Source organism: Natrialba magadii ATCC 43099 (assembly GCF_000025625.1).
In the GTDB taxonomy this organism is placed as follows: domain Archaea; phylum Halobacteriota; class Halobacteria; order Halobacteriales; family Natrialbaceae; genus Natrialba; species Natrialba magadii.
Genome location: NC_013922.1, coordinates 383569 through 407311 on the forward strand (window position 1 = coordinate 383569; position 23743 = coordinate 407311).

20 protein-coding genes are annotated in these 23743 nt (G+C 63.3%); 6 read left to right on the top strand and 14 right to left on the bottom strand.

What is annotated here, in order from left to right:
- Positions 1 to 32: 32 nt before the first annotated feature.
- Together NMAG_RS01810 and NMAG_RS01815 are read left to right on the top strand one after the other, a co-directional pair.
- Positions 33 to 1856 carry an NAD(+)/NADH kinase gene (locus tag NMAG_RS01810; RefSeq protein ID WP_004213905.1) on the top strand — a complete coding sequence of 608 codons (1824 nt, stop codon included), beginning with the start codon at positions 33 to 35 and terminating at the stop codon, positions 1854 to 1856.
- Between the two features lie 167 nt (positions 1857 to 2023).
- Entirely contained in the window at positions 2024 to 2686 is a 663-nt protein-coding gene (locus NMAG_RS01815) for a GNAT family N-acetyltransferase (protein ID WP_012996353.1), read from the top strand.
- 60 nt (positions 2687 to 2746) lie between these two features.
- On the opposite strand, the gene gcvPB is transcribed toward NMAG_RS01815, so the two are convergent.
- The 8 genes from gcvPB to NMAG_RS01855 form a co-directional block, all read right to left on the bottom strand.
- On the bottom strand, positions 2747 to 4246 hold the full coding sequence (gcvPB, locus tag NMAG_RS01820; RefSeq protein WP_004213907.1) for an aminomethyl-transferring glycine dehydrogenase subunit GcvPB: 1500 nt from the start codon (positions 4244 to 4246) through the stop codon (positions 2747 to 2749).
- Positions 4243 to 5592 carry an aminomethyl-transferring glycine dehydrogenase subunit GcvPA gene (gene gcvPA, locus NMAG_RS01825; protein ID WP_012996354.1) on the bottom strand — a complete coding sequence of 450 codons (1350 nt, stop codon included), beginning with the start codon at positions 5590 to 5592 and terminating at the stop codon, positions 4243 to 4245. Before gcvPA ends, gcvPB begins: the two co-directional genes overlap by 4 nt.
- Positions 5593 to 5852: 260 nt before the next feature.
- Positions 5853 to 7130 carry an AI-2E family transporter gene (locus NMAG_RS01830; RefSeq protein ID WP_004213910.1) on the bottom strand — a complete coding sequence of 426 codons (1278 nt, stop codon included), beginning with the start codon at positions 7128 to 7130 and terminating at the stop codon, positions 5853 to 5855.
- Between the two features lie 187 nt (positions 7131 to 7317).
- Entirely contained in the window at positions 7318 to 9942 is a 2625-nt protein-coding gene (locus tag NMAG_RS01835) for a heavy metal translocating P-type ATPase (RefSeq protein WP_004213912.1), read from the bottom strand.
- Positions 9943 to 10002: 60 nt separating this feature from the next.
- Entirely contained in the window at positions 10003 to 10896 is an 894-nt protein-coding gene (locus tag NMAG_RS01840) for a sulfite exporter TauE/SafE family protein (protein WP_012996355.1), read from the bottom strand.
- 260 nt (positions 10897 to 11156) lie between these two features.
- Positions 11157 to 12494, bottom strand: coding sequence for a hydroxymethylglutaryl-CoA synthase (gene hmgB, locus NMAG_RS01845; RefSeq protein WP_004213928.1), 1338 nt, complete (start codon positions 12492 to 12494; stop codon positions 11157 to 11159).
- A gap of 314 nt (positions 12495 to 12808) precedes the next feature.
- Positions 12809 to 13387, bottom strand: coding sequence for a DUF2150 family protein (locus NMAG_RS01850; RefSeq protein ID WP_004213930.1), 579 nt, complete (start codon positions 13385 to 13387; stop codon positions 12809 to 12811).
- Positions 13388 to 13460: 73 nt separating this feature from the next.
- Positions 13461 to 14333, bottom strand: a complete 873-nt coding sequence (locus NMAG_RS01855; protein WP_004213931.1) for a TatD family hydrolase — start codon at positions 14331 to 14333, stop codon at positions 13461 to 13463.
- A 200-nt stretch (positions 14334 to 14533) separates the two neighbouring features.
- On the opposite strand from NMAG_RS01855, the gene NMAG_RS01860 reads away from it, so the two are divergent.
- Both NMAG_RS01860 and NMAG_RS01865 read left to right on the top strand, forming a co-directional pair.
- A complete protein-coding gene (locus NMAG_RS01860; RefSeq protein WP_004213933.1) occupies positions 14534 to 14782 on the top strand; it encodes a DUF7127 family protein in 249 nt (82 codons plus the stop codon).
- On the top strand, positions 14779 to 17043 hold the full coding sequence (locus NMAG_RS01865; RefSeq protein ID WP_004213935.1) for a CDC48 family AAA ATPase: 2265 nt from the start codon (positions 14779 to 14781) through the stop codon (positions 17041 to 17043). Before NMAG_RS01860 ends, NMAG_RS01865 begins: the two co-directional genes overlap by 4 nt.
- A 169-nt stretch (positions 17044 to 17212) precedes the next feature.
- Here NMAG_RS01865 and NMAG_RS01870 read toward each other — a convergent pair whose 3' ends face one another.
- From NMAG_RS01870 to NMAG_RS01895, 6 genes are all read right to left on the bottom strand, one after another.
- Positions 17213 to 17560: a DUF7344 domain-containing protein gene (locus tag NMAG_RS01870; RefSeq protein ID WP_004213937.1), complete on the bottom strand. Its 348-nt coding sequence runs from the start codon at positions 17558 to 17560 to the stop codon at positions 17213 to 17215.
- 75 nt (positions 17561 to 17635) lie between these two features.
- The gene (locus NMAG_RS01875) at positions 17636 to 18313 is read right to left on the bottom strand and encodes a helix-turn-helix domain-containing protein (RefSeq protein ID WP_004213939.1); all 678 of its coding nucleotides are present in this window, start codon (positions 18311 to 18313) and stop codon (positions 17636 to 17638) included.
- Between the two features lie 78 nt (positions 18314 to 18391).
- A complete protein-coding gene (gene bcp / locus NMAG_RS01880; RefSeq protein WP_012996356.1) occupies positions 18392 to 18862 on the bottom strand; it encodes a thioredoxin-dependent thiol peroxidase in 471 nt (156 codons plus the stop codon).
- A gap of 135 nt (positions 18863 to 18997) precedes the next feature.
- Positions 18998 to 20053 (bottom strand): DNA replication complex subunit Gins51, encoded by a 1056-nt coding sequence (locus tag NMAG_RS01885; RefSeq protein WP_004213941.1) that lies wholly within the window; start codon positions 20051 to 20053, stop codon positions 18998 to 19000.
- Positions 20050 to 21225, bottom strand: a complete 1176-nt coding sequence (gene priS, locus NMAG_RS01890; protein WP_004213942.1) for a DNA primase small subunit PriS — start codon at positions 21223 to 21225, stop codon at positions 20050 to 20052. Before priS ends, NMAG_RS01885 begins: the two co-directional genes overlap by 4 nt.
- A gap of 147 nt (positions 21226 to 21372) precedes the next feature.
- Positions 21373 to 21849, bottom strand: coding sequence for a GNAT family N-acetyltransferase (locus NMAG_RS01895; RefSeq protein ID WP_004213943.1), 477 nt, complete (start codon positions 21847 to 21849; stop codon positions 21373 to 21375).
- A 158-nt stretch (positions 21850 to 22007) separates the two neighbouring features.
- Here NMAG_RS01895 and NMAG_RS01900 point away from each other — a divergent pair, with 158 nt between their 5' ends.
- On the top strand, positions 22008 to 22487 hold the full coding sequence (locus tag NMAG_RS01900; protein WP_004213944.1) for an archease: 480 nt from the start codon (positions 22008 to 22010) through the stop codon (positions 22485 to 22487).
- 77 nt (positions 22488 to 22564) lie between these two features.
- Positions 22565 to 23716, top strand: a complete 1152-nt coding sequence (locus NMAG_RS01905) for a DoxX family protein (protein WP_004213945.1) — start codon at positions 22565 to 22567, stop codon at positions 23714 to 23716.
- Positions 23717 to 23743 lie beyond the last annotated feature (27 nt).

A 23743-nucleotide genomic window follows, 5' to 3' on the forward strand; every position in this document is an offset into this window, starting at 1 on the left:
ACCCATAGTCAGTCAGTTCCACGGATAACGTAATGCAAGGACGTAGACTCGCGACGACGGAGGAGATCGTCGCGATCGTTAGTCCCGACAGCGACGATGTCGTCGCTCGACTCGAGTCCTGGACGGCCGAGCGCGACATCTCGCTGTCGACGGTGGCCGTCGGCGACGATATCGATCACGTCTACGACGAGAATCGGGCGACACTCGGCGTAACGATCGGCGGCGACGGCACGTTCTTCGAGGGGATCAAGACCTTCGCACCTCGGAACGTCCCGCAGATCGGCGTCAACACGGGCACGCTCGCCTTCCTCGCACGCGTCGAGCCCGAAGATCTGGAGGCTGCACTCGACGAGATCATCCACGGCCGCGCCAAAGTCGATAGCCGCCAGCAGGTCGTCGTCCACGGAGAAGGTATCGACGCGACGGGGATCAACGATGTGATGGTCGAACACGTGCCGCCCGAGAATCCGATCGACCGCAAGATCACGCAACTCGACGTCTACGCCGACGACGAGTACATCGGTGAGTTCGAGGGAACCGGCCTCGCGGTCTCGACGCCGACGGGTTCAACCGGTATCTCGTTGTCCGCCAACGGCCCAATTCATTATCCGGTCGACAACCACACGCTCCAGCTTGTCCCGTTACACACCCACCAGATCGGTGTCCGACCAATCATTGTCTCGTCCTCGACGGAGCTTCGGCTCGTGACCCGCGGGCCGGCAACCCTGCTGGTCGACGGCGGTCGGGCGAACGCCACACTCGAGACTGGCGAGGAGGTCCTGATTACGGGCGCAGAACGGCTTGCCCACGTGGTCCGAACGAGTTACGACGACCACTTCTTCACCGCGATTTCGAAGAAACTCGGGTGGGGAATCCGCGATGTCGACGAGCCCCAGCGCCAGTCAACCACGGCGGCGCGCGAGCAAGCGGGAGATTTCGCTGCCGAGTCGGTCGGCGACGACCACGGCCTTCCCCCTGGCCCTGCCCCTACTCCGTCTCCTTCGCGTGCCCCCGGTTCCGACTCCACGACTCCGGCGCTGACGGACGGCGATTCCTCGACGGTACTCGAGCACGCCCACACGATTGCAACGGAGGCTGCCGAGGCAGCCGGCGAACCGCTGCGCGAACTGCACGGCCAGGTCGAGACCGTCGACGTCAAGAGCAACAAGTCGGATATCGTCACCGAGGCGGACCATCAGGCCAATCGGATCATCACGACCGTTATCGACAACGAGTTCCCAGATCACGGCATCGTCTCCGAGGAACAACCCCGCAGGAACGGTAAGAACGGCTACACGTGGGTCGTCGATCCCCTCGACGGAACCGGGAACTTCGCCCACGGAAATCCCAACTACTCGATTTCGATCGCTCTCCTCGAGAACGGCACGCCAGCGATGGGTGTCGTCTACGTTCCCGAAACGGACGAGTTGTTCAGCGCAATTGCAGGTATCGGTGCCTGGCGAGACGGCGACCCGATCGAAACGACGGATCGCGACCGACTGGACGAGAGTATGCTCATCTCGGGCTACGATCCGGACGGCACGTTCCTCTCGCACTTCTACCAGGAGTCACGCGGTGTCCGCCGGCTTGGCTCGGCCGCGCTCAACCTCTGTTATCTCGCGAGTGGCAGCGCCGACGCGACCTGGGAGCACGACACCTATCCGTGGGACATCGCCGGCGGCCTCGTCATCGCTCGCGCCGCGGGTGCAACGATCACCGACGAGCGCGGCGAGCCGTTCGTCTTCGATCTCGCGACCGACAAGCGGACAGCGCTGCTCGGCTCGAACGGGCCGCTGCATCCGGCGCTACTCGAGCACCTCGGGACGGGGTTGCCGGACCGAAGCGGAGACCGGTAGCCCGAAACTGCTGGTTTTGACTCCTCTACTGTGGCCGTTTTCCAGGGCCGGTTGCTGGTTTGCATCGCACGCAGCGAAACGGCACAAAGCTGTTTCGGTGGTGTGACCACCGGTTTCATCCCTCGAATACGCTTATCGTCACCGCTGTTCGTCGTAGGTGTAGGAACATGTCACTCTTCCCGACCGAGATGGAGAGCGAACGCCTCCGGTACGAGCGAGTGCACCCGGAAGAGTTCGACGCGTACGAACTCTACGAGTACGTCCAGGCCGGCACCCCTCACGTCGACGAGTTGACGGAGTATATGCCGTGGGACCCACACGCTCACCCAAAGGAGTCGTTCGACTGGGTCGAACAGTCCGGTAAGCAGTTCGACGACGGCGAGGCCGCAAACTACCTGGTTCGGCTGGCGGAGGATGAGGCCGGCGTCAAAGTCGAAGACGAAGACGAAGACGAAAACGAAGACGAAAACGAAAACGAGGGCAAGCAAGCCGGCGAACTGGCCGGTACAGCGGGACTCTCCGTGGACTGGGACTGCAAACGGGCGGTCTTCGGCACGTGGTTCCGGAAACCGTTCTGGGGCCGTGGCTACTCCGGTGAGCGCGCTGCTCGCATGCTCGAACTCGCCTTCGACCGACTGGATCTCGAACTGGTCGCTGTTGCACACGACCCGGAAAACGACAAATCGCGTCGCGCGATCGAGAAGTACGTCGATCGCTTCGGCGGCCGCAAAGAGGGTCGACTCCGAAACAAGGTCGTCATCGACGACGAGCCGCGAGCCCTCGTTCAGTACAGCATTTCGCGTGAGGAGTGGGAGCGGAACTGCGAGTGAGTCTGCTGGACGCTGAATCGTGGACCCCGAAAAGAAAACCTGAACCGGAAAACGGCTCTCCTACGTGTCTTCCTCTGCTAACTCGTGCCAGGACAGCCGCGGGCTCCGCGCCGCGCTGGTCTGGTCGATCCGTCGCGCCGTCGTCCGCTCGGGGGCGTCCTCGAGTACCTCGTCACTCTCCTGAGCAACCGCGTTGAACGCCGCCGCGAGGCGATCGAGTGTGTCCTTGCTCTCGATCTCCGTCGGCTCGGTCATCAGCGCCTCGGGGACGATTTCGGGCCACTTCGTCGTCGGCGGGTGGACGCCGTAATCGAGCATCCGCTTTGCGACGTCGGCTGCGTCCTGGTCGCCCGCGCTGGCGACGAATTCGTGGTGGAACGGCCCGTAGGGAACGTCGTACTCGATCTGGCTCGCGAGGTAGTTCGCGTTGAGTACGGCCTTGGCGCTGGCGTCCGTCAGTCCCTCGTCGCCGAGGCGGGCGATGTAGGCGAACGCCTTCACGAGGACGAGCCAGTTGCCCTGGAAGCCGTGGACGTTGCCGATGGTGTGGTCGGGATCGAACAGTTCGTAGGTCGCCTGCCCGGAATTCGTCTCCGCGTCGGCCTCACGAACGCGAGGCGCAGGCAGGAACGGCTCGAGTTCAGCCACGACACCAACGGGTCCCGCACCGGGACCGCCGCCGCCGTGGGGCGTCGCGAACGTCTTGTGGACGTTGTAGTGCATCACGTCGAAGCCCATATCGCCCGGTCGTGCGCGGCCGAGCAGCGCGTTCAGGTTCGCGCCGTCGTAGTAGAGAAGACCGCCGACGTCGTGGACCATGTCGGCAATCTCCTCGATATCGCGCTCGAACAGGCCGAGCGTATTGGGGTTCGTAAGCATCAGCGCAGCTGTGTTCTCGGAGAGGGCGGCCTCGAGCGCATCGAGGTCGACACGCCCGTCTTCGTCGCTCGGCAGCGAGACGACGTCGTAGCCGCCGAGTGCGGCGGTCGCGAAGTTCGTCCCGTGGGCACTCTCGGGGATGATGACCTCGTCGCGGTGGCCCTCGCCGTTGTGTTCGTGGTAGGCCGCGGCGACGCGGATGCCGACGAACTCGCCGGCTGCACCTGCGGGCGGCTGGAGCGTAACGGCATCCATGCCACCGATTCGGCCGAGGTAGTCCTGCAGTCGATACAGCAACTCGAGTGTCCCCTGAATCGACTCCTCGGAGCGATCAGGGTGGACCGCAGCCGAGGGCAGCGCCGCCACGTCCTCGGTGAACTTGGGGTTGTACTTCATCGTACACGAGCCAAGCGGGTAGGGGCCGCTGTCGATCCCGTAGATCATCTGCGAGAGGCGCGTGTAGTGACGGGCGAGCTCGGGCTCCGAGAGTTCGGGCAACTCGAGGTCGTCTCGTGTGAGGTCGTCGGGGAGTGGTGAGTCGCCGGCTCCGATGTCGACGCTGGTCTGATCCTTCTCGGAGAGTAGCGGTTCGTACTGGCCGTCGTTGACGTAGCGAGCCTGGTCGTAACGGACCTGGCTGGCGTCCGTCGTTGGGTCGTTGGTCGTCTGATCGTTACTCATCGAACCACCTCCGTCATCGCCGCGACGAAGTCGTCGAGATCGTCGTCAGGGACGCCGGCAACACAGACCTGAATCTCGTGCTCGCCGACGACGTGGACTGCGAAGCCGCGTTTCTCGAGATCCTCGGCAATTGCCGGCGCGGGCTGGTCGACGCGTGCGACGAACTCGCGGATGTGGTGGCGGTCGTGGACCGGTGCCTGGACGCCGTCGAGGTCGTCGAGTCGCGCCGCGAGTTCATCCGCGCGCGTGACGCCGCGCTTTGCGAGGTCGACCATTCCGTTCGGGCCGAGAGAGGCCGCGTGCATCGCGGTTCGCAGCGCGACCCAGGCCTGGTTCGTACAGATGTTACTCGTTGCACGCTCGCGTCGGATGTGCTGCTCGCGGGTCTGCAGCGTGAGGGTGAACGCCCGCCGGTCGGTCGCGTCCTCGCTCACGCCGACCAGTCGGCCGGGCACCTGGCGCAGGAACTCCTCACGGCAGGCGAAGAGGCCAAGCCCCATGCCGTAGCTCGTCGGCAGGCCGAGGACACTTGCGTCGCCGATGACGACGTCTGCGCCCACGTCCGCGGGTCGCTGCAGGAGCGAGAGTGCAACGGGGTCCGAACCGAGAACGAACAGCGCGTCAGCGCCGTCTGCGACCTCGCCGATCGACTCGAGTTGCTCCTCGATCGTTCCGCGCACGGTCGGATTCTCCGCGTAGACCATGACGACGTCGTCGCCCTCGTCGACAGTGGACTCGAGTGCGTCCACGTCGACGGTGCCGTCGTCGGTCGGGTAGGACTCGACGGTGAGGTCGGTGCCGGCGACGTAGTTTTCGAGCGTGCTTCGTCGGCCGTCTCGCAGGAGGTCGGGGACGAGCACGCGGTGGCCGCTCGTCGAGCGGACGCGCTCTGCGAGTGTTGCGGCCTCGCCGAGTGCCGTCGCGGCGTCGTACATCGAGCAGTTGGCGATTTCCAGTCCTGTGAGTTCGACCAGCAGCGACTGGTACTCGAACAGCGCCTGCAGGAAGCCCTGGGAGACTTCGGGCTGGTACTGCGTGTAGGACGTAAGAAATTCGGACCGATCCGCGAGGTGGTCGACGAGCGAGGGGATGTAGTAGCCGTAGTGGCCTCGCCCGAGTAGTTCCGTCAGGTCTGCGTTCCGATCGAGCACCGAGCGCACGAGCCGGCGCGTCTCGCGCTCGGACCGTGCGTCGATCCCGAACCCGTCGGTGAACCGAACCGCTTCGGGAATGTCAAAGAGCTCGTCGACGGAGTCGACCCCGATCGCCTCGAGCATTGCTGTGCGTCCATCGTCCGTGTGGGGAGCGTAGGGACTCCCCGTCGTGTATGTATCAGACTCGTTCATACCGCCTCACTGCGTGATTGTACTGGGTGATTGTACTGCTGGTACTGGTCGCTGGTACTGATCGCTGGTACTGGAATGGTACTGTACTGGTATCCGGATTCGCCCGTGCAGCCGGTGTGACCCAGCGCCCTCCTCGTCCCGCTCTCGGAACCGCGAACTGCCGTTCGAGACACGATAGCTGTCTGTTGCAGCTAGGGGATAATGAACGCACCCGTTCCGGTGAGCGCAACCGTCATCTGGTGTCGAAATGCACGGTGGGGTTACTGGGTACTTGAATCCGAGCCGTCGGCGTCGGCGGTGTCGTCTGTTTTGTCGGTCGCTTCGTCCGTGTCGGTGTCGTCTGTTTTGTCGGTTGCTTCGTCCGTGTCGGTGTCACTCTCGCCTGCACCGCGGGTCTCGTGGTCGCCGTTGCTCTCATCGTCGTCGCCGTTCCTGTCGGTTCCGACACCAGTACCGACCGTCTGCACTCCCTCGTCCTCGCCCGGTTGTCCGGCACCGGTAACTGGCTGGGTACCCGCCGCGCGCTCTCGGGCGAACAGGTCGAGGGTGATCTTCGCGCCGCCGAGGACGACCGGTCCGATGAACAGACCGACCGCGCCGAAGATGATCAGCCCGCCGAAGATACCGACGACGATGATCGCGGAGTTGAACGCGCTCGTCCGGCCGATGAGCGCAGGCCGGATGTAGGTATCCGAAGCGCTGACGATCGAGCCGTAGGCGACGAGTATGCCGGCCACGACGAACTGTCCCGTTGCGAGTAGATACAACGAAACGGGGACCCAGACACCGAACGCACCGATGAGCGGCAACAGCGCGAAGACGAACGTCACGACCGAAAGCAACACGACGGCAGGAACTTCGAGTAACGCAAGCCCGATACCCAGGAGAATAGCCTGAATTGCGGCGACTGCAACGTTGCCGACGACCGACGCCCACATGAGCTGATCGAGCTCCGAGAGCAGTTCTGAGAGCAGTTCGTCTTCGACCGGCAGGACGCGCGTGACCCACTCGGCGAACTCGCTGCCGTCTCGCAGAAGGGCAAACAGGACGAACAGCGTCACGGTAAGGCCGATGAGTATCCCCGGCACGCCGCCGGCGATATCGAGCGCGCTCATCGCGAGTCCCTGCAGTCCCGTCGCGATGGGCTCCTGGTAGGTCTGGTAGAATTCGACGACGTCAATCGAGTAGCCGGTCGCCTCGATCTGAGACTCGATCGCCTCGATGTCGAGTTGCCCGTTCTGGATGGCACCGACGAGACCGAGTGCTTCCCGAAATGCGACAATGAGGACGTAGGTGAGCGGCAGGAGAATCGCGAGAATCGCGACGGCGACGAGTGTCAGCGCGGCGATAAGCGGACCCGTGTAGCGCTCGAGCCAGCGCTGTGCAGGGCGGAGAATGTACGCGAGGACGACGCCGAGCAGCACGTACTGTAGATACGGCAGGATGACAAGAAGTCCGAGTAACGCGGCGACGACAGCGACAACGGTCAGCCCGGGCCGTTTTGCATACCAGCCGCCGGTCGGGGGACGATCGGCCATGGTATCTGTCCGTTTTGCACTCATGACGCATTATTTTGGTGATATGATCGTCGTAAGCGGACCAGCTCCCACGTCCTCACGGCCACGGTACCGTTGGACAGGTTCGTTGCTGCCCCAACTGCTGTCTGGCAACGCTGCTCCAGTCAACGGTGGCGTAGGGTGAACTCGAGTGCCACGTCTCCCGGGCTTAATCGAGCAGTGGCCGTGAGGAGTTCGTGACGACGAGCAGGCTGCTCGCACCCATCGCGATGGCGGCGAACAGCGGGTTCAGGAGTCCTGTCACCGCGAGCGGGATCGCGATCGCGTTGTAACAGAACGCCCAGCCGATGTTGCCCTTGACGCGGCGGTCCGTCGCCCGCGCGAGTTCGAAGACGGTGTCGACCGACGAGAGGTCGTCATCGACGAGCGCCACGTCGGCGGCGTCGGCTGCCATCGCCGTTCCGCCGCCGAGTGCGACGCCGAGATCCGCGCTGGCGAGCGCCGGCGCGTCGTTCGTCCCGTCGCCGATCATCACCGTCTGGCCGGTCCGCTTCAGTCGGTCGACGGTTTCAGCTTTCCCCTCCGGCGGGACGCCGGCGAACACCTGATCGACGGCGTCGTGCTCGCGGAACTGCGCGGCTGCGCGGCGGTCATCGCCGGTCAGGACGACGATATCAGTCCCCGACTCCGAAATCGCGGTGAGCGTCTCGTCCCAGCCCTCGCGGAGATCGTCGCCGACGACGATCAGGCCGTCCGCAGCGCCGTTGCGGCCGACGGCGACCGGAACGCGCCCGGTTTCGCGCGCGTCTGCGATCTGCTCAGCGAGGTTGCCCGGCACGGTCCACCCCCGATCACGGAACAGGTCCGGATGCCCGACGATGAGGTCGTCGCCGTCGACGACGCCGGAGACGCCGTTGCGATGGGATTCGAACGAGTCGATTCGGTCGTCGCCTCCAGTTTCGCGACCCTCTTCGGTCGCCTCTCCGTCGGCTACAGCCAGTTCGTCCTCCGATGACGCAACCGCTCCACCGTCCGCTACCGGCGACGCTGGCGTCGCTGCCGCAATCGCCTCACCGACCGGGTGGGCAGAGCGGCTCTCGAGTACCGCCGCCTGTTCGAGCAGGTCGTCCGCGAGGTCGGTGTCGACGACGGTCATGTCGCCGGTCGTCAGCGTGCCGGTCTTGTCGAAGACGACAGTGTCTGCGTTCCGGATGCGCTCGAAGACGCTGTCGTCGAAAACGACGATGGAACGCTCGAGTGCGTCCCGGATCCCGGCGGCGACGGCGAGGGGGGTCGCGAGGCCGAGCGCGCACGGACAGGAGACGATCAGGACAGTGAGGCCGACGAGCAGGGCGTCGGCAATACTGGCACCGAGGAGGAGGTAGATGCTTGTCACGACGAACGCGAGCACGAGGACGAGCGGGACGAAGATCGTCGCCAGTTTGTCCGCGAGCTTCTGGATGCCGTGGGTGCCACTCTGGAGGTCCCAGACGAGTTCGCTGATCCGGTCGAGCGTGCTCGTGGCGTCCTCGCCGACTGCGACGGTGAGCGAGCCGTCGGAAACGATCGAGCCGCCGACGACCTCGTCGCCCGACTCCTTGGTCACGGGCAGGGATTCGCCGGTGACGACGGCTTCGTCGACTGCGGCCTGACCGCCGACCACGGTGCCGTCGATAGGGATTCGCTCGCCGGTGCGGACCAGGACGTGATCACCGGACTCGAGTTCATCGACGGCGACGGTTGTCTCGCCGTTGCTGGTGGTGTCAGTGTTTTCGTCGTCGGTGACGGTGCTGCTGTCGACGGCGGTGCCACTGTCGATGGCAGTGCTCGTATCGCCGTCACCACTGGTGTAGACCCGGCGGGCTTCATCGACCTGCACCGCAGTCAGATCGGAGAGGCGGTCCATCGCCTTGCGTTTGAGCGTCGACTCGTAGTAGCCGCCGACGGTGACGATGACGATGATGGCGACGGTCACGTCGTAGTACAGTTCTGGATCACCGACGACGATCGAGAGCGTACTGTAGAGGTAGGCACTGATGGCTGCGATCGAGACGAGCAGGTCCATGTTCGGCGATCGAGTTTTGATCGCCACGTAGGCGCCCTGCAGGATCGGCTTCCCGGTGATCATCAGGATGATCGTCGTCAGTGCAGCGATGCCGATGTAGAACGGCGTCGCGCGGCCGCTCGCGAGCGCTTCGGTGAGGAACTCGGTTGTGCGGTCGTCGTAGAACAGCCCACCGAAGTAGGTCGGGTAGATGATAACGATGTACTGCATCATCACCATCATCCCCATCAGGACGCCGACGGCGACGCGTCCCATCTCCCAGTTGTCGGCTCGACGGCGGCTGATGGCGTCCTCGCGGTCGTAGGCGCTGTAGCCGAGCTTGCTGATCTCTTCTTTGAGCGTTTCGACCGACACCGTCTCCGGATCGTGGTCGATCCGCGCCGTATCCGTCACGTAACTCGAGCTGGCGTGGCTGACGCCCTCGGTGTTCGACGCGACGGACTCGATGAACGCCTCGCAGGTCGCACAGTACATGCCGTCGACCTCGAGGAAGGTGGTCTCGTGGCCCGGTGGGACCGTTCTGTCTTCGACCTCGTCCTTCCCCTCGCTCTCCGCGTCGGGCGCCGAACGTGCGTCCCGGATATCCGTCGCGTCAACGTCCTCGACGTCGCCGAGCGCGTCGTAGACGTCTCGACAGCCGACACAGCAGAACGCGTTGCCGTCGTCGACGACGCCGCTGCCCTCGACCGGCAGCTCACAGAGCGTACAGCCGGTGTCACTGTCCGCCGTGGCGTCCGGGTCTCGGTTCGTGTCGTTCGTCTCTGTCATTGGTTAGTGCGCGGTAGTGATCGTGGTAATCGTGGTAATCGTGGTGCTCCCAATCAGTGCTCAATGGTGGCCGTGGCCGCCCGACTCGACACCCGGTGCGTCGATACCGTCGTAGAACGGCAACTCGGGGTGTGGAACGTGGATTCCAAGGCTCATCAGCCCGTGAGCGAACAGGACGTAGCCGAGGACGACGAACGCGACCCCGAGGAGCTGGTGTACCCGGCGGCGGTGTGCCACGTCGATAGAATCGATGATCGTCCCGTACGCGAAGACCGCTGGTACCGTCCCGAGTCCAAGGGCTGCGAGCGCGATCGCCCCGCCGGTCGGGGACCCAGTTGCGAAGGCGTACAGAAACGCCGGGTAGAGAATTGGGCAGGGCAAGAGACCGTGAAGCGCACCGAGACCGACGATACCTGGCCCGTTCGCGAGCCGATCGACGTACGTCGTCAACCAGCCCGTCACGCGCTCGAGCCCCGGCAGGTGAATCCCACCGCTAGCCGTCTTCCCGAGCACGTAGTAGACTCCCGTTATCATGACGAACGCACCGATGAGCAATCCGAGCGTTCCGCGAGTGAACTCGAGTGCCGGCGTCAGTTGCTCGGTGGTCACGAACAGGAGGCCGCCGAGTGCGCCGAAGGCCGCGCCGAGGAGGGTGTAGCTCGCGGTGCGCCCGAGGTTGAACAGTGCGTGTTGGCGGACTTCGTAGGTGGTGAGGTGACCGGAGCGGGAGCGGGTGGTTGCTGTGGCACCGCTGCCGTCGGTTCGGACGGAGCCGTCGCCGTTGCTCTTGTCCGTGCCCGTGTCGTTTCCGCTGGTCCCGTCACTGTCGTCGGTCATCCGACTCGCGTAAATCGTCACGAGCGGCCCACACATGCCGATGCAGTGGGCACCGGCTAACAGACCGATCACGAAGAACAACACGACGTCGATGCCGAGGAGCGAGAGTGGATCCATGCGAATCAGTGCGCAGTCGTTAGCTGCCCTAGTCACCCCACCGGGTAGTGCGTTTCGCCTTCGATCCGCTCAGTGTGGCGCTCGTGGGAGATACAGGCCGAACGCGTTCGGAATTCGAGGGCTGAAGTCAGTAGCCGAGTGTCGGAGACACTGCTGGTGCCTAGCAACTGACGGCACAACTCGAGTGCAATGCACAATTTGTGTGTCCCGCGCTGATCAGCGACAAACCGCGAAATACCACAACGAAAAACAACAGTTCCTTACTCGACGTAGCGGTATTTCCGCTCGCCCATCCGACCCCAGCCGTCGAAGACGAACTCGTCTTCGGGCGTCGTGAACTCCTCGACGTCGATGTCCATCTCGTGGTTGTGCGCGTCGTGGATCTGCTCGTAATCCGCCCAGTCCATATCGTAGCGCGCCTCGAGTTGCTCGTCGACGTTCAGCGCCTCGATTTCTTCCTCCCAGCCGTCTTGGACGATTTCTGAGTGAATCTCGGCCTGCGCACCGCTCCCGTAGGAGCCGATCAGTAGCGTCTCGCCCGTCAGATCGCGACCGGACTCGAGGGCCTGCTTCAGCGCGCTTGCGCGGGCGATGTGAACCGAACCAGTGTACCAGTTGCCGACCTCACGCGAGAGCGCCAGTGTGGGATCGATCGTCTCGGCGTACCACTCCTGGTACCGGTCGGTCTCCTTGAGCGCGTCCATGTACTCGCGAACGGCATCGCGGAACGCCTCTTCGTCGTCGAACGCCTCTCTACGGGGCTGTCGACCGATCTCTTCGGCGAGTTCCTCTTCGACCGCCGTATCACGCGTAACGTGGCGATACGCGAGCATCGCTGCCTTGCGCACCATACCTGGGAACGGCGTGTGGAACGGCGCGAACACGAAATCGTCGGGATGGACGTCGCCCGCGACGCTCTCGTAGTCCTCCAGAGCTTCACGCATGCGTGCGAGGTAGACCTGCACGGAGCGCTTGCCGTCGACCGAGGGGAACTGCTGATTCGGTTTGAGGAAGTCGGTTTCGTCGGCCGAGCCGTAGCCCTGTTCGGCGGAGAGTTCGATCAGGTCGGGGTCTTCGTCGATGTACATCGCGACGGCACCCGCGCCCTGGGTTGCCTCGCCGGCGTCGCCGCGGGCGTAGAGTGCGGTGTCAGTGGCGATGACGAGCGCGCCGCGGCCGCGGTTGCGACCCGCACGGATCCAGTTGAACGCGTCGTCCAGACTCTGCGTGCCGGCGATGCAGGCGAACTTGCGCTCGCCCTTGTTCGCGTGGTGGAAGTCGCCGTCGTAGACTGATTCGAGGCAGCCAGCGACGTACGTCGAAACTGGCTTCGAGTTGTCGAACGAGCTCTCGGTTGCGACGTCGATACGGCCGATATCGTCGGGTTCGAGGCCCTTGCGCTCCATCAGGCGGTGGGCCGCGTTTGCGCCCATGGTGACGATGTCCTCGTAACTGTCGGGGAACGAACTCGCGTTGAGGCCGAGCCCTTTCGTGTACTTTTCGGGGTCTTCGCCCTTCTGCGGCGCGAACGTCCCGGGAAGGTCGAGTTTGAGGTTCCCGGTCCAGATCTCGATGGCATCGATACCGACTGCTGTCATACTGGAATACTATGCAGCGACCTATATGGTATTGTCGTTCGATGTTTCGACAACTGACGTACTTTCGGCGCAAGTTCTGACGCCGTTCTGAGGGTTTCAGCGTGCTTCTCGATCACACTACTCCCATTGTTCTCGTGCTTCTCACAGTACACCCTTCTCACATTACATATTTCTCACACTGCACATACCCACACTACGCATATTACACATACTTTACACACTTCTCATACTATACTCAGACCACTCACACTCGCCAGTATCCGTTCGAAAGCTGTGTGGCTTAAAACACGGTCCGATCGTCGGCTCTCGGATCGCTATTCGTCTTCTTCGACGACTTCCGGATCGCTCATCGCACTCTGGAGGCTGTCGAGGCCGTTGATCCACTCCGTGACCAGCCCGTACTCCAGATCTTCCGCCACGGTCATGTCGAGTTCCGCGTCGTCGACGATGAGTGTCCCTGCCTGCGCGGCGTAGCCGAGTGCAGCGTCTAGGTCCTCCTCGGCTTCCGCGTCGGCTGCAGCACTGAGGTAGTCGCCAACAGTCCCGTCCTCGGCAGGTCCGTGTGCGATGTACTCCTCCGCAGCGAAGAAGACGCAGACGAGGCTCGTCTGGACACCATCGACCAGGATCAGCTTCTCCTCGTCTTCGATGTCGACCTCACCGAGGACGATCTCGCGCACGTCTGCGATCTCCTCGAGTGCGGCCTCGTCGTCCAGGTCCCCGTCGTCGTAGGCGGCAACGATCTTTGCGATGGCGATCGCCGTGTCGTCCTGTAGGTTCAGCAGGAGACGGGCCGACGATTCGTCTTCGGGATCGATCTCTTCGTCTTTGATGCGATCGATCCAGTTCTGCCATCGTTCCTCCGAGTAGTACTCGGTCGGGGGATTGCTCATACAGACACCTACACCGGCCGCTTGAAATGCCTTTCTCTACTTGTACGCCGCCACGACAGAACCAGAAACGGCCTTACTGGCCGGTAGCGCCCTCGAGCGTGCCTTCGGTGTCGATTCCGTAGACGAGCTCGGGGGTTTCAACGTGGGCCGTCCGGACCGCGTCGTCACGACCGTTCTCGAGTAGCCATCGAACGCGACGGGGGACTGTTTTCGGTCCGAGGACGGCTCCTGGCCGGCCGGGGTCGTCAACGTAGTCGGTTTCCATCAGGAACGGCGCGTTCTGTTCGACGGCGCGTTCGGCCGCGCGTTCGAGACGGTCCTTGTCGCTCATGACGCTGGGTGTTGGACCTTCGAGTCGGCCCGCGGCGTAGTGTTTGACGACTTTGTGTGCGGGCAAGCCGCGGTCTTCAGCCCACTCGGCGACCGCGGTCAGATCTTCGCTCGCTTCGGTGTGGAGCTGAACCGCACAGTCGAGGTCGCCGCCGTGTTCGAAGGCGCGGCACATGACGGCGTTCGAGGCCTCCCAGACGGCCTCGGCGACGTCGTAGTGGGGCCGACCGGATTTGAGCGCGAGCGCCTCGCCGCGTTCGACGAACTCGGCGGCGACGTCGATCCCGCCCTGCATGATCTCGCGCGCCTCGTCAGGGCTGTAGCCGCGATCATCGACGAGTCGCGAGATGAGCCCCGGATGCACACCAAGAACGGGCCAGGCGCGGCCTGGCAGTTCAGCGGACGCGTCGGCGACGATTTCGATGGTCCGCTCGAAGACTGGGCGAAAGTCCTCACCAGTATCGGCCTCGACGCCCAGATGCCAGGAGGGCTTGTTCACCACGAGCAGGTGCGTGCCACCGACGCGAGCGAAGTCACGAACGGCGTCGATTCCGCGGTGGGCGTCCGGATCGAGGTGCAGGTGGTTGTCGAGAACCGGCGTCTCGTCGTCGAGCATATCCGCTGGTGGGGGCGCGACTCGGGAAAAGTCACCGACTCCCGGTCGAATCCGTGTTGACCGAGCCTATATACGACTTCGATCACAGTGGAACCAATGTGAACTACGAACAACGGTCTTTCAACGTATCGGCACCCCGTACCCGGATTAACTGGGAAAAGATATTTATAGTAGTGGCGATTACGTTGGGTTAGTAACGAATGACTCTCGAGCAATTCACCAACGACGAAGAGCAGGTTGCCCGTCGGTACGAGTACGACGACCAGCTCGTCTTCGTCGTCGACTTCGGCGCTGCCATCGCTGATAGCGCAGTCGACGTCGTCGACGGGACGGTTCTGGCCGTTCTCGACGGGACGCAGTACGAAATCGAGCTACCCGAGGATGCAGACGACGCGCATACGTTTATCAAAAACGGGGTGCTCACTATCGAAGTGGAGGGCGACCGATGAAGCTTACTGTCAAACCACTCAAACAGAAGGACGCAGGCCGCGGACTGGCCGCCATCGACCGCGTGTCGATGCGCGAACTGGATCTCGAAAACGGGGATTACATCCTGATCGAGGGAAGCGACGACAGCCAGGCCGTCGCTCGTGTCTGGCCGGGCTATCCCGAGGACGAAGGTCGGGGTATTATTCGCATCGACGGTCGCCTCCGACAGGAGGCAGACGTCGGGATTGACGACCGGGTCTCGGTCGAACCCGCAGACGTCAACCCCGCCACCTCGGTTACCGTTGCACTCCCGCAGAACCTTCGTATTCGGGGCGATATCGGCCCACTCGTCCGAGACAAGCTGTCCGGACAGGCCGTCACTGAGGGTCAGACAGTCCCATTCTCGCTTTCGTTCGGACCGATGGCCAGTTCCGGCCAGTCGGTCCCCCTGAAGATTGCGAGCACCTCGCCGTCGGGAACGGTCGTCATCACTGACTCGACCGACATCAACATCTCCGAGACGCCGGCCGAACAGGTCGGTGCCGGCGGCGAACCGAGCGCTGAAGGCGTCCCGAACGTCACCTACGAGGACATCGGTGGCCTGGACAACGAGCTTGATCAGGTTCGTGAGATGATCGAACTGCCGATGCGCCACCCAGAGCTGTTCCAGCAGCTTGGGATCGAGCCACCGAAGGGCGTCCTGCTGCACGGCCCGCCCGGCACCGGCAAGACGCTGATGGCGAAAGCAGTCGCCAACGAAATCGACGCCGACTTCCAGACGATCTCCGGGCCGGAGATCATGTCGAAGTACTACGGCGAGTCCGAAGAGCAACTCCGCGAGGTCTTCGAAGAAGCAGAGGAGAACGCACCCGCCATCGTCTTCATCGACGAACTCGACTCCATCGCCGCCAAGCGCGAGGAAGCCGGCGGCGACGTCGAGCGACGCGTGGTCGCTCAACTGCTCTCGCTGATGGACGGCCTGGAGGAGCGCGGTCGCGTCACCGTCATCGCCGCAACCAATCGAATCGACGACATCGACCCCGCACTCCGCCGCGGCGGTCGCTTCGACCGCGAGATCGAGATTGGCGTCCCCGACAAAGATGGCCGCAAGGAGATCCTGCAGGTCCACACCCGCGGCATGCCCCTGGTGGACGACATCGACCTTGACCGCTACGCCGAGAATACCCACGGCTTCGTCGGTGCCGACCTCGAATCGCTCGCCCGCGAGGGCGCAATGAACGCCCTGCGTCGCATCCGCCCCGACCTCGACCTGGAGTCTGAGGAGATCGACGCCGAGGTCTTAGAGACCCTGCAGGTCACGGAGGGCGACTTCAAGGAGGCACTCAAGGGAATCCAGCCCTCGGCGATGCGCGAAGTCTTCGTCGAAGTCCCGGACGTCACCTGGAACGACGTCGGCGGACTCGGCGACACCAAAGAACGCCTGCGTGAGACGATCCAGTGGCCGCTCGACTACCCCGAGGTCTTCGAGCAGATGGACATGCAGGCCGCGAAGGGTGTGCTGATGTACGGCCCACCCGGTACCGGCAAGACGCTACTCGCCAAGGCCGTCGCCAACGAGGCCCAGTCGAACTTCATCTCGATCAAGGGCCCCGAACTGCTGAACAAGTACGTCGGCGAGTCCGAGAAGGGCGTCCGCGAAATCTTCGAGAAGGCCCGGTCGAACGCTCCGACCGTGATCTTCTTCGACGAAATCGACTCCATCGCGGGCGAACGCGGCCAGCGCCAGGGTGACTCCGGCGTCGGCGAACGCGTCGTCTCCCAGCTGCTGACCGAACTCGACGGCCTCGAGGAACTCGAGGACGTCGTCGTCATCGCGACGACCAACCGCCCGGACCTGATCGACTCGGCTCTGCTCCGTCCCGGCCGCCTCGACCGTCACGTCCACGTCCCAGTGCCGGACGAAGCGGCCCGCGAGCGCATCTTCGAGGTTCACACCCGCGACAAGCCACTGGCCGATGCAATCGAACTCGAGTGGCTCGCCGAAGAGACGGAGGGCTACGTCGGTGCCGACATCGAAGCGGTCTGTCGCGAGGCGTCGATGGCAGCCAGCCGCGAGTTCATCAACTCGGTCGACCCGGACGATATCGACGATACGATCGGCAACGTCCGCATCGGCAAGGAGCACTTCGAGCACGCACTCGAGGAGGTCCAGCCAAGCGTGACCCCGGAGACGCGCGAGCGCTACGAGGAGATCGAACAGCAGTTCCAGCAGGCAGAGCCGGCCCAGGAACAGGACCAGCTCGGTCGGACGTTCCAGTAGGCGCGTTGCCTGCGGTTTGATTCTCTCGTTCCGCTTTTTGGACGTCGACACCGTCTGTTTTGACGGTTGATGAGTCGCTTTTGCAGTGGGTTATCCAGTCGAACGTGAAGTGACAGCGGTAAGGACTGCCATGGCCACAGTCACAACTGCTTCACAACCCATACTCTGCCTACTCGAGTTTCGATGAGGTCTCCTCGAGTACCGACTTGACGATCGGTTCGAACGGTTCAGTTGTGTCGACCAGTTCCTGGCACTGGTTGTAGCTAACGAGTCCAGAGGCCGCCAATCTCGGGACATGGGCGTGGTAGAGCGCGATGTACGTCCGTTCGACGGTGCGGTCTGGAAGTGCCGCGACAGGCTCGTCGTGCGTTCGGCTGGCGACGGCGTCGGCGAGTTCGGCGAGTTCGATCGGCGTCTCGCGCTCGTCGAGACACCGGAGCACGTCTCGAAACCGCTGGTCTGCGAGTGCTCCGAAGACCTGATCGGCGTCCACGTGATTGGCTCGTTTCTCGCCCATGACAATGGCTGATACTCGACCTGTCAAAAAGAGCGACTTGGTTGTATATATCAGCCACTTATCTGTCAGGGTGTGTCAGTCTCGTCGTCCTCGGTCCTCGCCGACCTGTCCCACCGTCAGTACGTGGCCGATGAGGTTCTTGTGTGCGTGGTGTAAGCGTTTCGAGAGTGCCTGCTGGGTAATTCCGAGTGACGCAGCGAGTTCGGTCATCGTGATCTGCTGTGGCACGTCGAAGAATCCCTCCTCGTAGGCTGTCACGAGGGTCTCTCGCTGCGTCGGTGTGAGTCCGTACTGCGAACTCGCCATCGGCTGGGACTGTTCGTAGAGTCGGTCGAGTTCGAAGTCGACGCCGCGCTCGCGACAGAACTCGTGGAAGTCCGAAACCGTCTCCTCGTCGTCGAAGCGCATCTTCAGATTCCAGTGCTCGCCGGTTCCCGTCGCCTCGAGGATCGTCGCACCGATTCCGACGTACGCGTAAATAATCGCCTCGATGTTTTCCGTCCATTCGGCCCTGTAGAGGACGGTGTCGTCGAACTCACTCACCCGCGTCGCGTTTGTTATCGACGGATCCCTTTCGAACGCTTCCTCGAACGCCGCGTGGTCCTTGCCGGTCACCCAGAAGTACGGCATGAGCCGATCTTCACTCGTCGCGACGAGTCGTTCGACCTCGACCACCATCTCCGGCGCAGCCGACAGCGTCTCGTGCAACGCAAAGTCCCCAGAGTCAATCGTGAACTCACCCATGACGCTCATGCTGAGCGTTCGGCTCTCAGCGTCGATAAGGCTCTGGCTGGATTTTGACCACCGACTATCGGTCCAGGAGACGACGTGTCAGGTCGACTCCTCGCCCTCGAGTGACTCGAGTACACGCTCGGCGTGCCCGTCCGGGCTGACGTTCTCGTAGACGGTCTCGATGGTTCCGTCCGGGCCGACGACGTACGTGTTGCGGAAGACGCCGTCGAAGGTGTTACCGAACATCTGTTTTTCGCCGTAAGAGTCGTACTGCGTCGCGACCGTGCCGTCTTCGTCCGAGAGCAGGTCGAACGAGAGGTCATACTCGTCCGCAAAGGAGTCGAGGTCCGACACCGGGTCGTCGCTGATCCCGACGACTGCCGTGTTGGCATCCTCGAACGCCGCCAGCGCGTCGTCGAACTGGCAGGCTTCGGTGGTACAGCCCTCTGTGTTCGCCCGTGGGTAGAAGTAGATCACGAGCCGTTGGCCGTCGAAATCGGCTAATCGGACGGCTTCACCGTGTTGATTCGACAGTTCGAACGCGGGTGCATCGTCGCCAACGTCGAGCATGGGAGTGAGTTCGTGACTGCGGTGGTAGGTGTTGTGGTTCCGAGAGCGCGGCGGGTTGAGCGTTCGCAACGTGCGCTGCTCACAGCAGACGCTCGCAAAAATCACTCTGTCGACTCACAAATACCAGCCCGACTGCTACTCGAGTTGCTCCGCCGCTTCGCGCTCGACGAGCGGTGTTGCGTTGGCCTCGGGCAGCGTTACGACGTCGTCGCTGGCAAGGGTGTATTCGCGGTCGTCGACGCCGAGGATATTGCCGACGTCTTCGGTGATTTTGACGGTGACGCGGTCGACGGCGAGTGTCTCAGTGTTCCGGTCGGAGTCGGGAGCGCCCGTCTCGGCATCGCCTCCCTCGTCAGTCGCTTCCGGGCCGGGAGCCGGCGGGGTACTCGAGTCGGCTGGCGGTTCGGGTGGGTCTGCGGGCGCACCTGCGGACGGGGCGTCGGCATCGCCGAGCGAATCTGCGTTGCCCAACGAGTCTGCGCCGCCCATCACGTCTGCAGGAGAGACGGTGTCTGTCTCTGTCGTGCCAGCCGCCATTCCATCCGACTCAGCCGTCTCGGCCGGCGATTCTGCCGGTGGTGTCGGCGGTTCGGGTTCGGGTTCGGGTTCGGGTTCGGCCGCAGCCCCTGGTTCGGGTGACGGTGGCTCCGGCGCAGGATCCGTTTCGTGCGGTGATATTTCGTCGCCGGCCTGTTCCCTGGAATCGGAACGTGGATTCTGGTCGGCAGCGGACGCTGCCAGCGAGTCGGAGGTGGGATCGTCTGACGAGGTGTCGATCCTCGATCGCTCGTCCGCACCGTCATCGACACCCTCGAGCACATCGAGCACGCGGCTCTTGTTCGAACTGATGCGCTCGACGAGGTCGTCGAACAGATCCGCCTCCTCGGCGGTCAACCCGTCATCGTTGGCCGCCATCCCCGCAGCGGCGAGACTCGCCTGCTTGACGAGTTTGCCCATCCGGCGCTCGTAAATCGCCTCGACGACGTCCTTGGCGGTCTCGATTTCGTCCGTCAACCGCCCCACTTCGGGCGAGGAGAAGGGGTCGTCTACGCGGTCGGCCACGCGTTCTCGCTCGTCCTCGAGTTCGGCGATGTACTCGCCGACCTCCTGGTAGAACGAGGGGCGAAGATTCTGGAGGCTGTCCTTCTTTCGCTCCTTGCTCTGGACCGAGCGGAGTTCGTTCAGATTCATTCTTTCTCCTTCTCAGCGCGCCCGCGTGCCATCAGAAAGACGGCAACGTACTCTGGTAATGACTGGTCACCCTCCGAGACCGTAAAGCTATCTCCTCCGAGTTCGACCTCGCCACCGTCGGTCACGTCGACCGCGATTTCCTGTCCCTCGAACGTCTCGGGGACGGCATCGACCAGCGGGTCGAAGCCCTCGAGTTCGTCGCGCTCGAGGCGGACCGTCTTCAGTCCGCTGCCGCCGTGGAGGGTTCCCGGCAGGCGGATCAGCCGGTTCGTGTCCGTCGTCACCGGTTCGTCGATGGGGGCGTTGTCCTTCTCGACGGCCGTCGACGCGAATCGCTCTGCGAGCTGGGCGACCGCGGTGTGGACCGTGACGTTCCCCGCCTCGAGCTGTTCGCGGTTGTTCCGTGCGGCGTTCAGGGTCGCCGTCGCTTTCCCCTCGCCGATGCCGTCGAACTCCTGGAGGCGCTCGAGTGCGGCCTCGTCCTCGAGTGCGAGCAGGTCGTCGACGAAGGTCATGAAGTGGTCGTGGGTTCGTTTCCCCCAGCCGCCTTCGATGCGGAGGGTGCGGCGCTCGGTCGGCGTCTTTCGGCCGAGTCCGGCGACGGTTTCGGTTTCGATCAGGTTGTCGAAGTCGAGGCCGATGCCGCGGACGTAGTCGACGATTTCGCGGCGGTGTTCTCTGTCGAGGTGGCGAACGTTGTCGTCGCGGACGTGAACGTGGTAGCCCCGTCCGCCCGAGAAGACGATTTCGAGCTCCTCGAAGCCGAAGTCGTTCTCGAGGAAGTCGAGCAGTCGGAAGAGGGCCTCCTTACACGTGGCGAGCATCTCGGCGTAGGAGTCTTCGCCAAGCGTGACGTCCGGCAGGTGGTCCGCGTCGAGGTCGAAGACGAGGTCGGCGGATTGCCAGTCTTTTGCCTTCATCGAACTCGCGCTCGGATCCCGAAAGCGGCCCGCGGAGAAGTAGACGTGTCGCGGGCGCTTGCGGACGAGAAACTCCGAGAGGTCGCCAAGCTCGAGCAGTGACCGGTGGCGGACCATCGTCGTGCCAGGCCCCTCAGTCCAGGGGATGAATCCCCACTCGCGCTCGTTCGCGGCGGGCGGTGGTGTTAGCTCCGTCCGTCGGTAGTAATCCCGAAATCTCCCCCGAAGATAGGCCCTCGTTCGCTCCTCCATGCGCTTGCGCTACTCGTCGTGGCGCGGGTATAATTGTATTGTCTTGGACTGTCCGGCTGGGCGACCGGCGCTGATCGACACTGATCGGCACTGGCGGCACTGGGTGACACTGGCGACACTGATCAACGCTGGGCGACACTGGGCGGACTAGCGGCGCATCAGATCCGAGAGCCGGTCTGTGATTCCGTCGCCGGAGCCGAGTTTCAGGTAGTAGGCGTCGCCGCCGTCCTCGTAGTAGTTGTCGATCCGGCGCTTGATCTCGAAGCCCAGATGTTCGTAAAACTGCAGCGCGTTCTCGTTGCTCGTGCGCGCGTGACAGGTAATCGTCTGGTGGTCGTCGGCGACGCGAGCGACGAGCCGTTTGCCAATCCCTTCACCGCGGAACTCTGGAGAGACTGCGAGAAAGAGAATGTAGCCGTCGCGTCGAACCGCAGCGAAGCCGATGAGGTCGCCGTCTAGCACGTAACAGTGGACCGTCGATCGGCGATAGGCGTCGGTGAAGAAGTCGCGTCGTTGCTTGAGGACGTCCTCTTCGCGATTGATCTCCTCTTTGAGCTGCCAGGCCTGCTCGACGAACTCGTCGTTCCCTGGCGTAACGACGCGCCTGTCGATGTTGACGCTCACTACCACTGCCTTACATCGTCGCCAATATAATTCCACCGGCAACGGGGCTGCCGATGGGATATACACAGTCTGCTGACAATCGTGTCCGATCAGACAGACGTCGAGTGAAAGCGACGGGCATACGACGGCGGTCGTGGTATGGTGTCCAAGAGACGACTATGGGATTCGAACTTCGGGACCACACCGCCGATATCGGGGTCGAGGCGACGGGCGAGTCGCTCGCGGACGTATTCGCGTCGCTTGCAGACGGCCTCGCAGCGGCCTCCTGCGATGATATTCCGGACGATATCGGTGAGCGATTCTCGCTATCGGTCACTGCCGAGAATCGAGAGGCATTGCTGTTCGACTATCTCGACGAACTGATCTACCTTCGAGACGTGCGCGCTGAACTGCCGGTTGACCACCACGTCGAGACGATTGACGAAGTCGACGCAGACGCAGACGCAGACACCGACACCGACGCCGACGCCGACGAATCGGCAAACCCCGCCACACAACAGTGGTCGCTCACCGCAACTACCCGCGGCGTCCCGCTCGCCGAAATCGACGCTCGCGAAGTAAAGGCGGTCACCTACTCCGAGATGCGACTCGAGACGGTCGACGAGCAGTGGGAAGCGTACGTCGTCTTCGACGTCTAACGGTACACCTCCCGGTTCGCTGGCTCATTGCGGCCTCGTATACGTATATTTCCCTGTGGGTGGCGTGGATACTGACAATGGGGCATCGCCATTGCCACCGGCATCGCCATCGCCGTCGCCGTCGCCGTCGCCGTCGCCGGATACGCCTCGCAAGCGTATTCGTCCTCTCCCTCCTCATTCTGGCACCCAGCCGCGTCAGCGCACACGAGGAGTACGTCGTCGACGACGAGGAAGACGTCGCTCTCGGCGAGTTCTTCTCAGAAGCACTTTCCGATCCGCACGTCATCGGACCGCTCGTCGCCGGCGCGCTCGCCGTCGCACTTCTGGTCGGCGGTTACCTCCTCGTCCGCCCCTTCCAGCGAGACCTCGCAGCATTTCGATTCGCCATGCGGGAGTACATCGAGTACGTTCCCTGGCTCTTGCGCATCTCGCTCGGAATTCCACTTATCGGCGCCGGCTTCAGCGGCTACTTCATCTCACCCGCACTCGAGTTCGACCTCCGACTCCTCCAGATCGCGCTCGGATTTCTCCTCCTCTTCGGCCTCGCGACTCGCGTCGTCGCACTCGTCGGCCTCGCGACTCGCGTCGTCGGCGTGGTGATCTGGCCAACGCTCCTGTTGCAACTCGAGTTCGTTGGCGGACTGGCGGCCATTGCGTTGCTCGGGAGCGGGCAGCCGAGCGCGGATCACGTCCTTCAGCGGGTTGCCGGCTCGCCGGGGACGGTCTACAGACGACTCGATCCGGTACACGAACGCGCACGGGGGTTTCAGGCGCGGATCGATCCCTACGAGCGGTACCTGCCGGCGGTCGTCCGGGTCGGGCTTGGAGCGACGTTCATCTATCTGGGTGTGACCCAGAAACTCCTTCAGCCGGGACTCGCGCTCGCGGTCGTGGACCGGTACGACCTCACGGCCGTTATTCCGGCCAGTCCGGAGCTGTGGGTGATGGGTGCTGGGCTGGCCGAAGCGGGGCTCGGAATCGCGATCATTCTGGGCTTTTTCACGCGTGCGAGCGCTGCTGCTGCGCTTGCAATGTTCTCGCTGACGCTGTTTGCGCTGCCGGACGATCCGGTGCTCGCCCACGTCGCGCTGTTCGGGATGGCCTCTGTGCTGCTCATCACTGGTGGCGGGCCGTACGCGCTCGACAGTCGACTCGAGCGGCTCGAAGCCGACACTGACGCCGAGACGGCGGATGCAACGCCGACCGAGGCAACACAGGCTCGTGGCTGACGGCTGCGAGGTCGTCCGAACGAAAGT

Bases quoted from the DNA above. Each gene is read 5' to 3' on its own strand.
- NMAG_RS01810 (WP_004213905.1), top strand. From the start codon at position 33: ATGCAAGGACGTAGACTCGCGACGACGGAGGAGATCGTCGCGATCGTT.
- NMAG_RS01860 (WP_004213933.1), top strand. From the start codon at position 14,534: ATGACTCTCGAGCAATTCACCAACGACGAAGAGCAGGTTGCCCGTCGG.
- NMAG_RS01900 (WP_004213944.1), top strand. From the start codon at position 22,008: ATGGGATTCGAACTTCGGGACCACACCGCCGATATCGGGGTCGAGGCG.
- NMAG_RS01905 (WP_004213945.1), top strand. From the start codon at position 22,565: ATGGGGCATCGCCATTGCCACCGGCATCGCCATCGCCGTCGCCGTCGC.
- bcp (WP_012996356.1), bottom strand. From the start codon at position 18,862: ATGCTCGACGTTGGCGACGATGCACCCGCGTTCGAACTGTCGAATCAA.
- hmgB (WP_004213928.1), bottom strand. From the start codon at position 12,494: ATGACAGCAGTCGGTATCGATGCCATCGAGATCTGGACCGGGAACCTC.
- NMAG_RS01855 (WP_004213931.1), bottom strand. From the start codon at position 14,333: ATGCTCGACGACGAGACGCCGGTTCTCGACAACCACCTGCACCTCGAT.
- gcvPA (WP_012996354.1), bottom strand. From the start codon at position 5,592: ATGAACGAGTCTGATACATACACGACGGGGAGTCCCTACGCTCCCCAC.
- NMAG_RS01830 (WP_004213910.1), bottom strand. From the start codon at position 7,130: ATGGCCGATCGTCCCCCGACCGGCGGCTGGTATGCAAAACGGCCCGGG.
- NMAG_RS01885 (WP_004213941.1), bottom strand. From the start codon at position 20,053: ATGAATCTGAACGAACTCCGCTCGGTCCAGAGCAAGGAGCGAAAGAAG.
- gcvPB (WP_004213907.1), bottom strand. From the start codon at position 4,246: ATGAGTAACGATCAGACGACCAACGACCCAACGACGGACGCCAGCCAG.
- NMAG_RS01865 (WP_004213935.1), top strand. From the start codon at position 14,779: ATGAAGCTTACTGTCAAACCACTCAAACAGAAGGACGCAGGCCGCGGA.
- NMAG_RS01875 (WP_004213939.1), bottom strand. From the start codon at position 18,313: ATGAGCGTCATGGGTGAGTTCACGATTGACTCTGGGGACTTTGCGTTG.
- NMAG_RS01850 (WP_004213930.1), bottom strand. From the start codon at position 13,387: ATGAGCAATCCCCCGACCGAGTACTACTCGGAGGAACGATGGCAGAAC.
- NMAG_RS01870 (WP_004213937.1), bottom strand. From the start codon at position 17,560: ATGGGCGAGAAACGAGCCAATCACGTGGACGCCGATCAGGTCTTCGGA.
- priS (WP_004213942.1), bottom strand. From the start codon at position 21,225: ATGGAGGAGCGAACGAGGGCCTATCTTCGGGGGAGATTTCGGGATTAC.
- NMAG_RS01815 (WP_012996353.1), top strand. From the start codon at position 2,024: ATGTCACTCTTCCCGACCGAGATGGAGAGCGAACGCCTCCGGTACGAG.
- NMAG_RS01840 (WP_012996355.1), bottom strand. From the start codon at position 10,896: ATGGATCCACTCTCGCTCCTCGGCATCGACGTCGTGTTGTTCTTCGTG.
- NMAG_RS01835 (WP_004213912.1), bottom strand. From the start codon at position 9,942: ATGACAGAGACGAACGACACGAACCGAGACCCGGACGCCACGGCGGAC.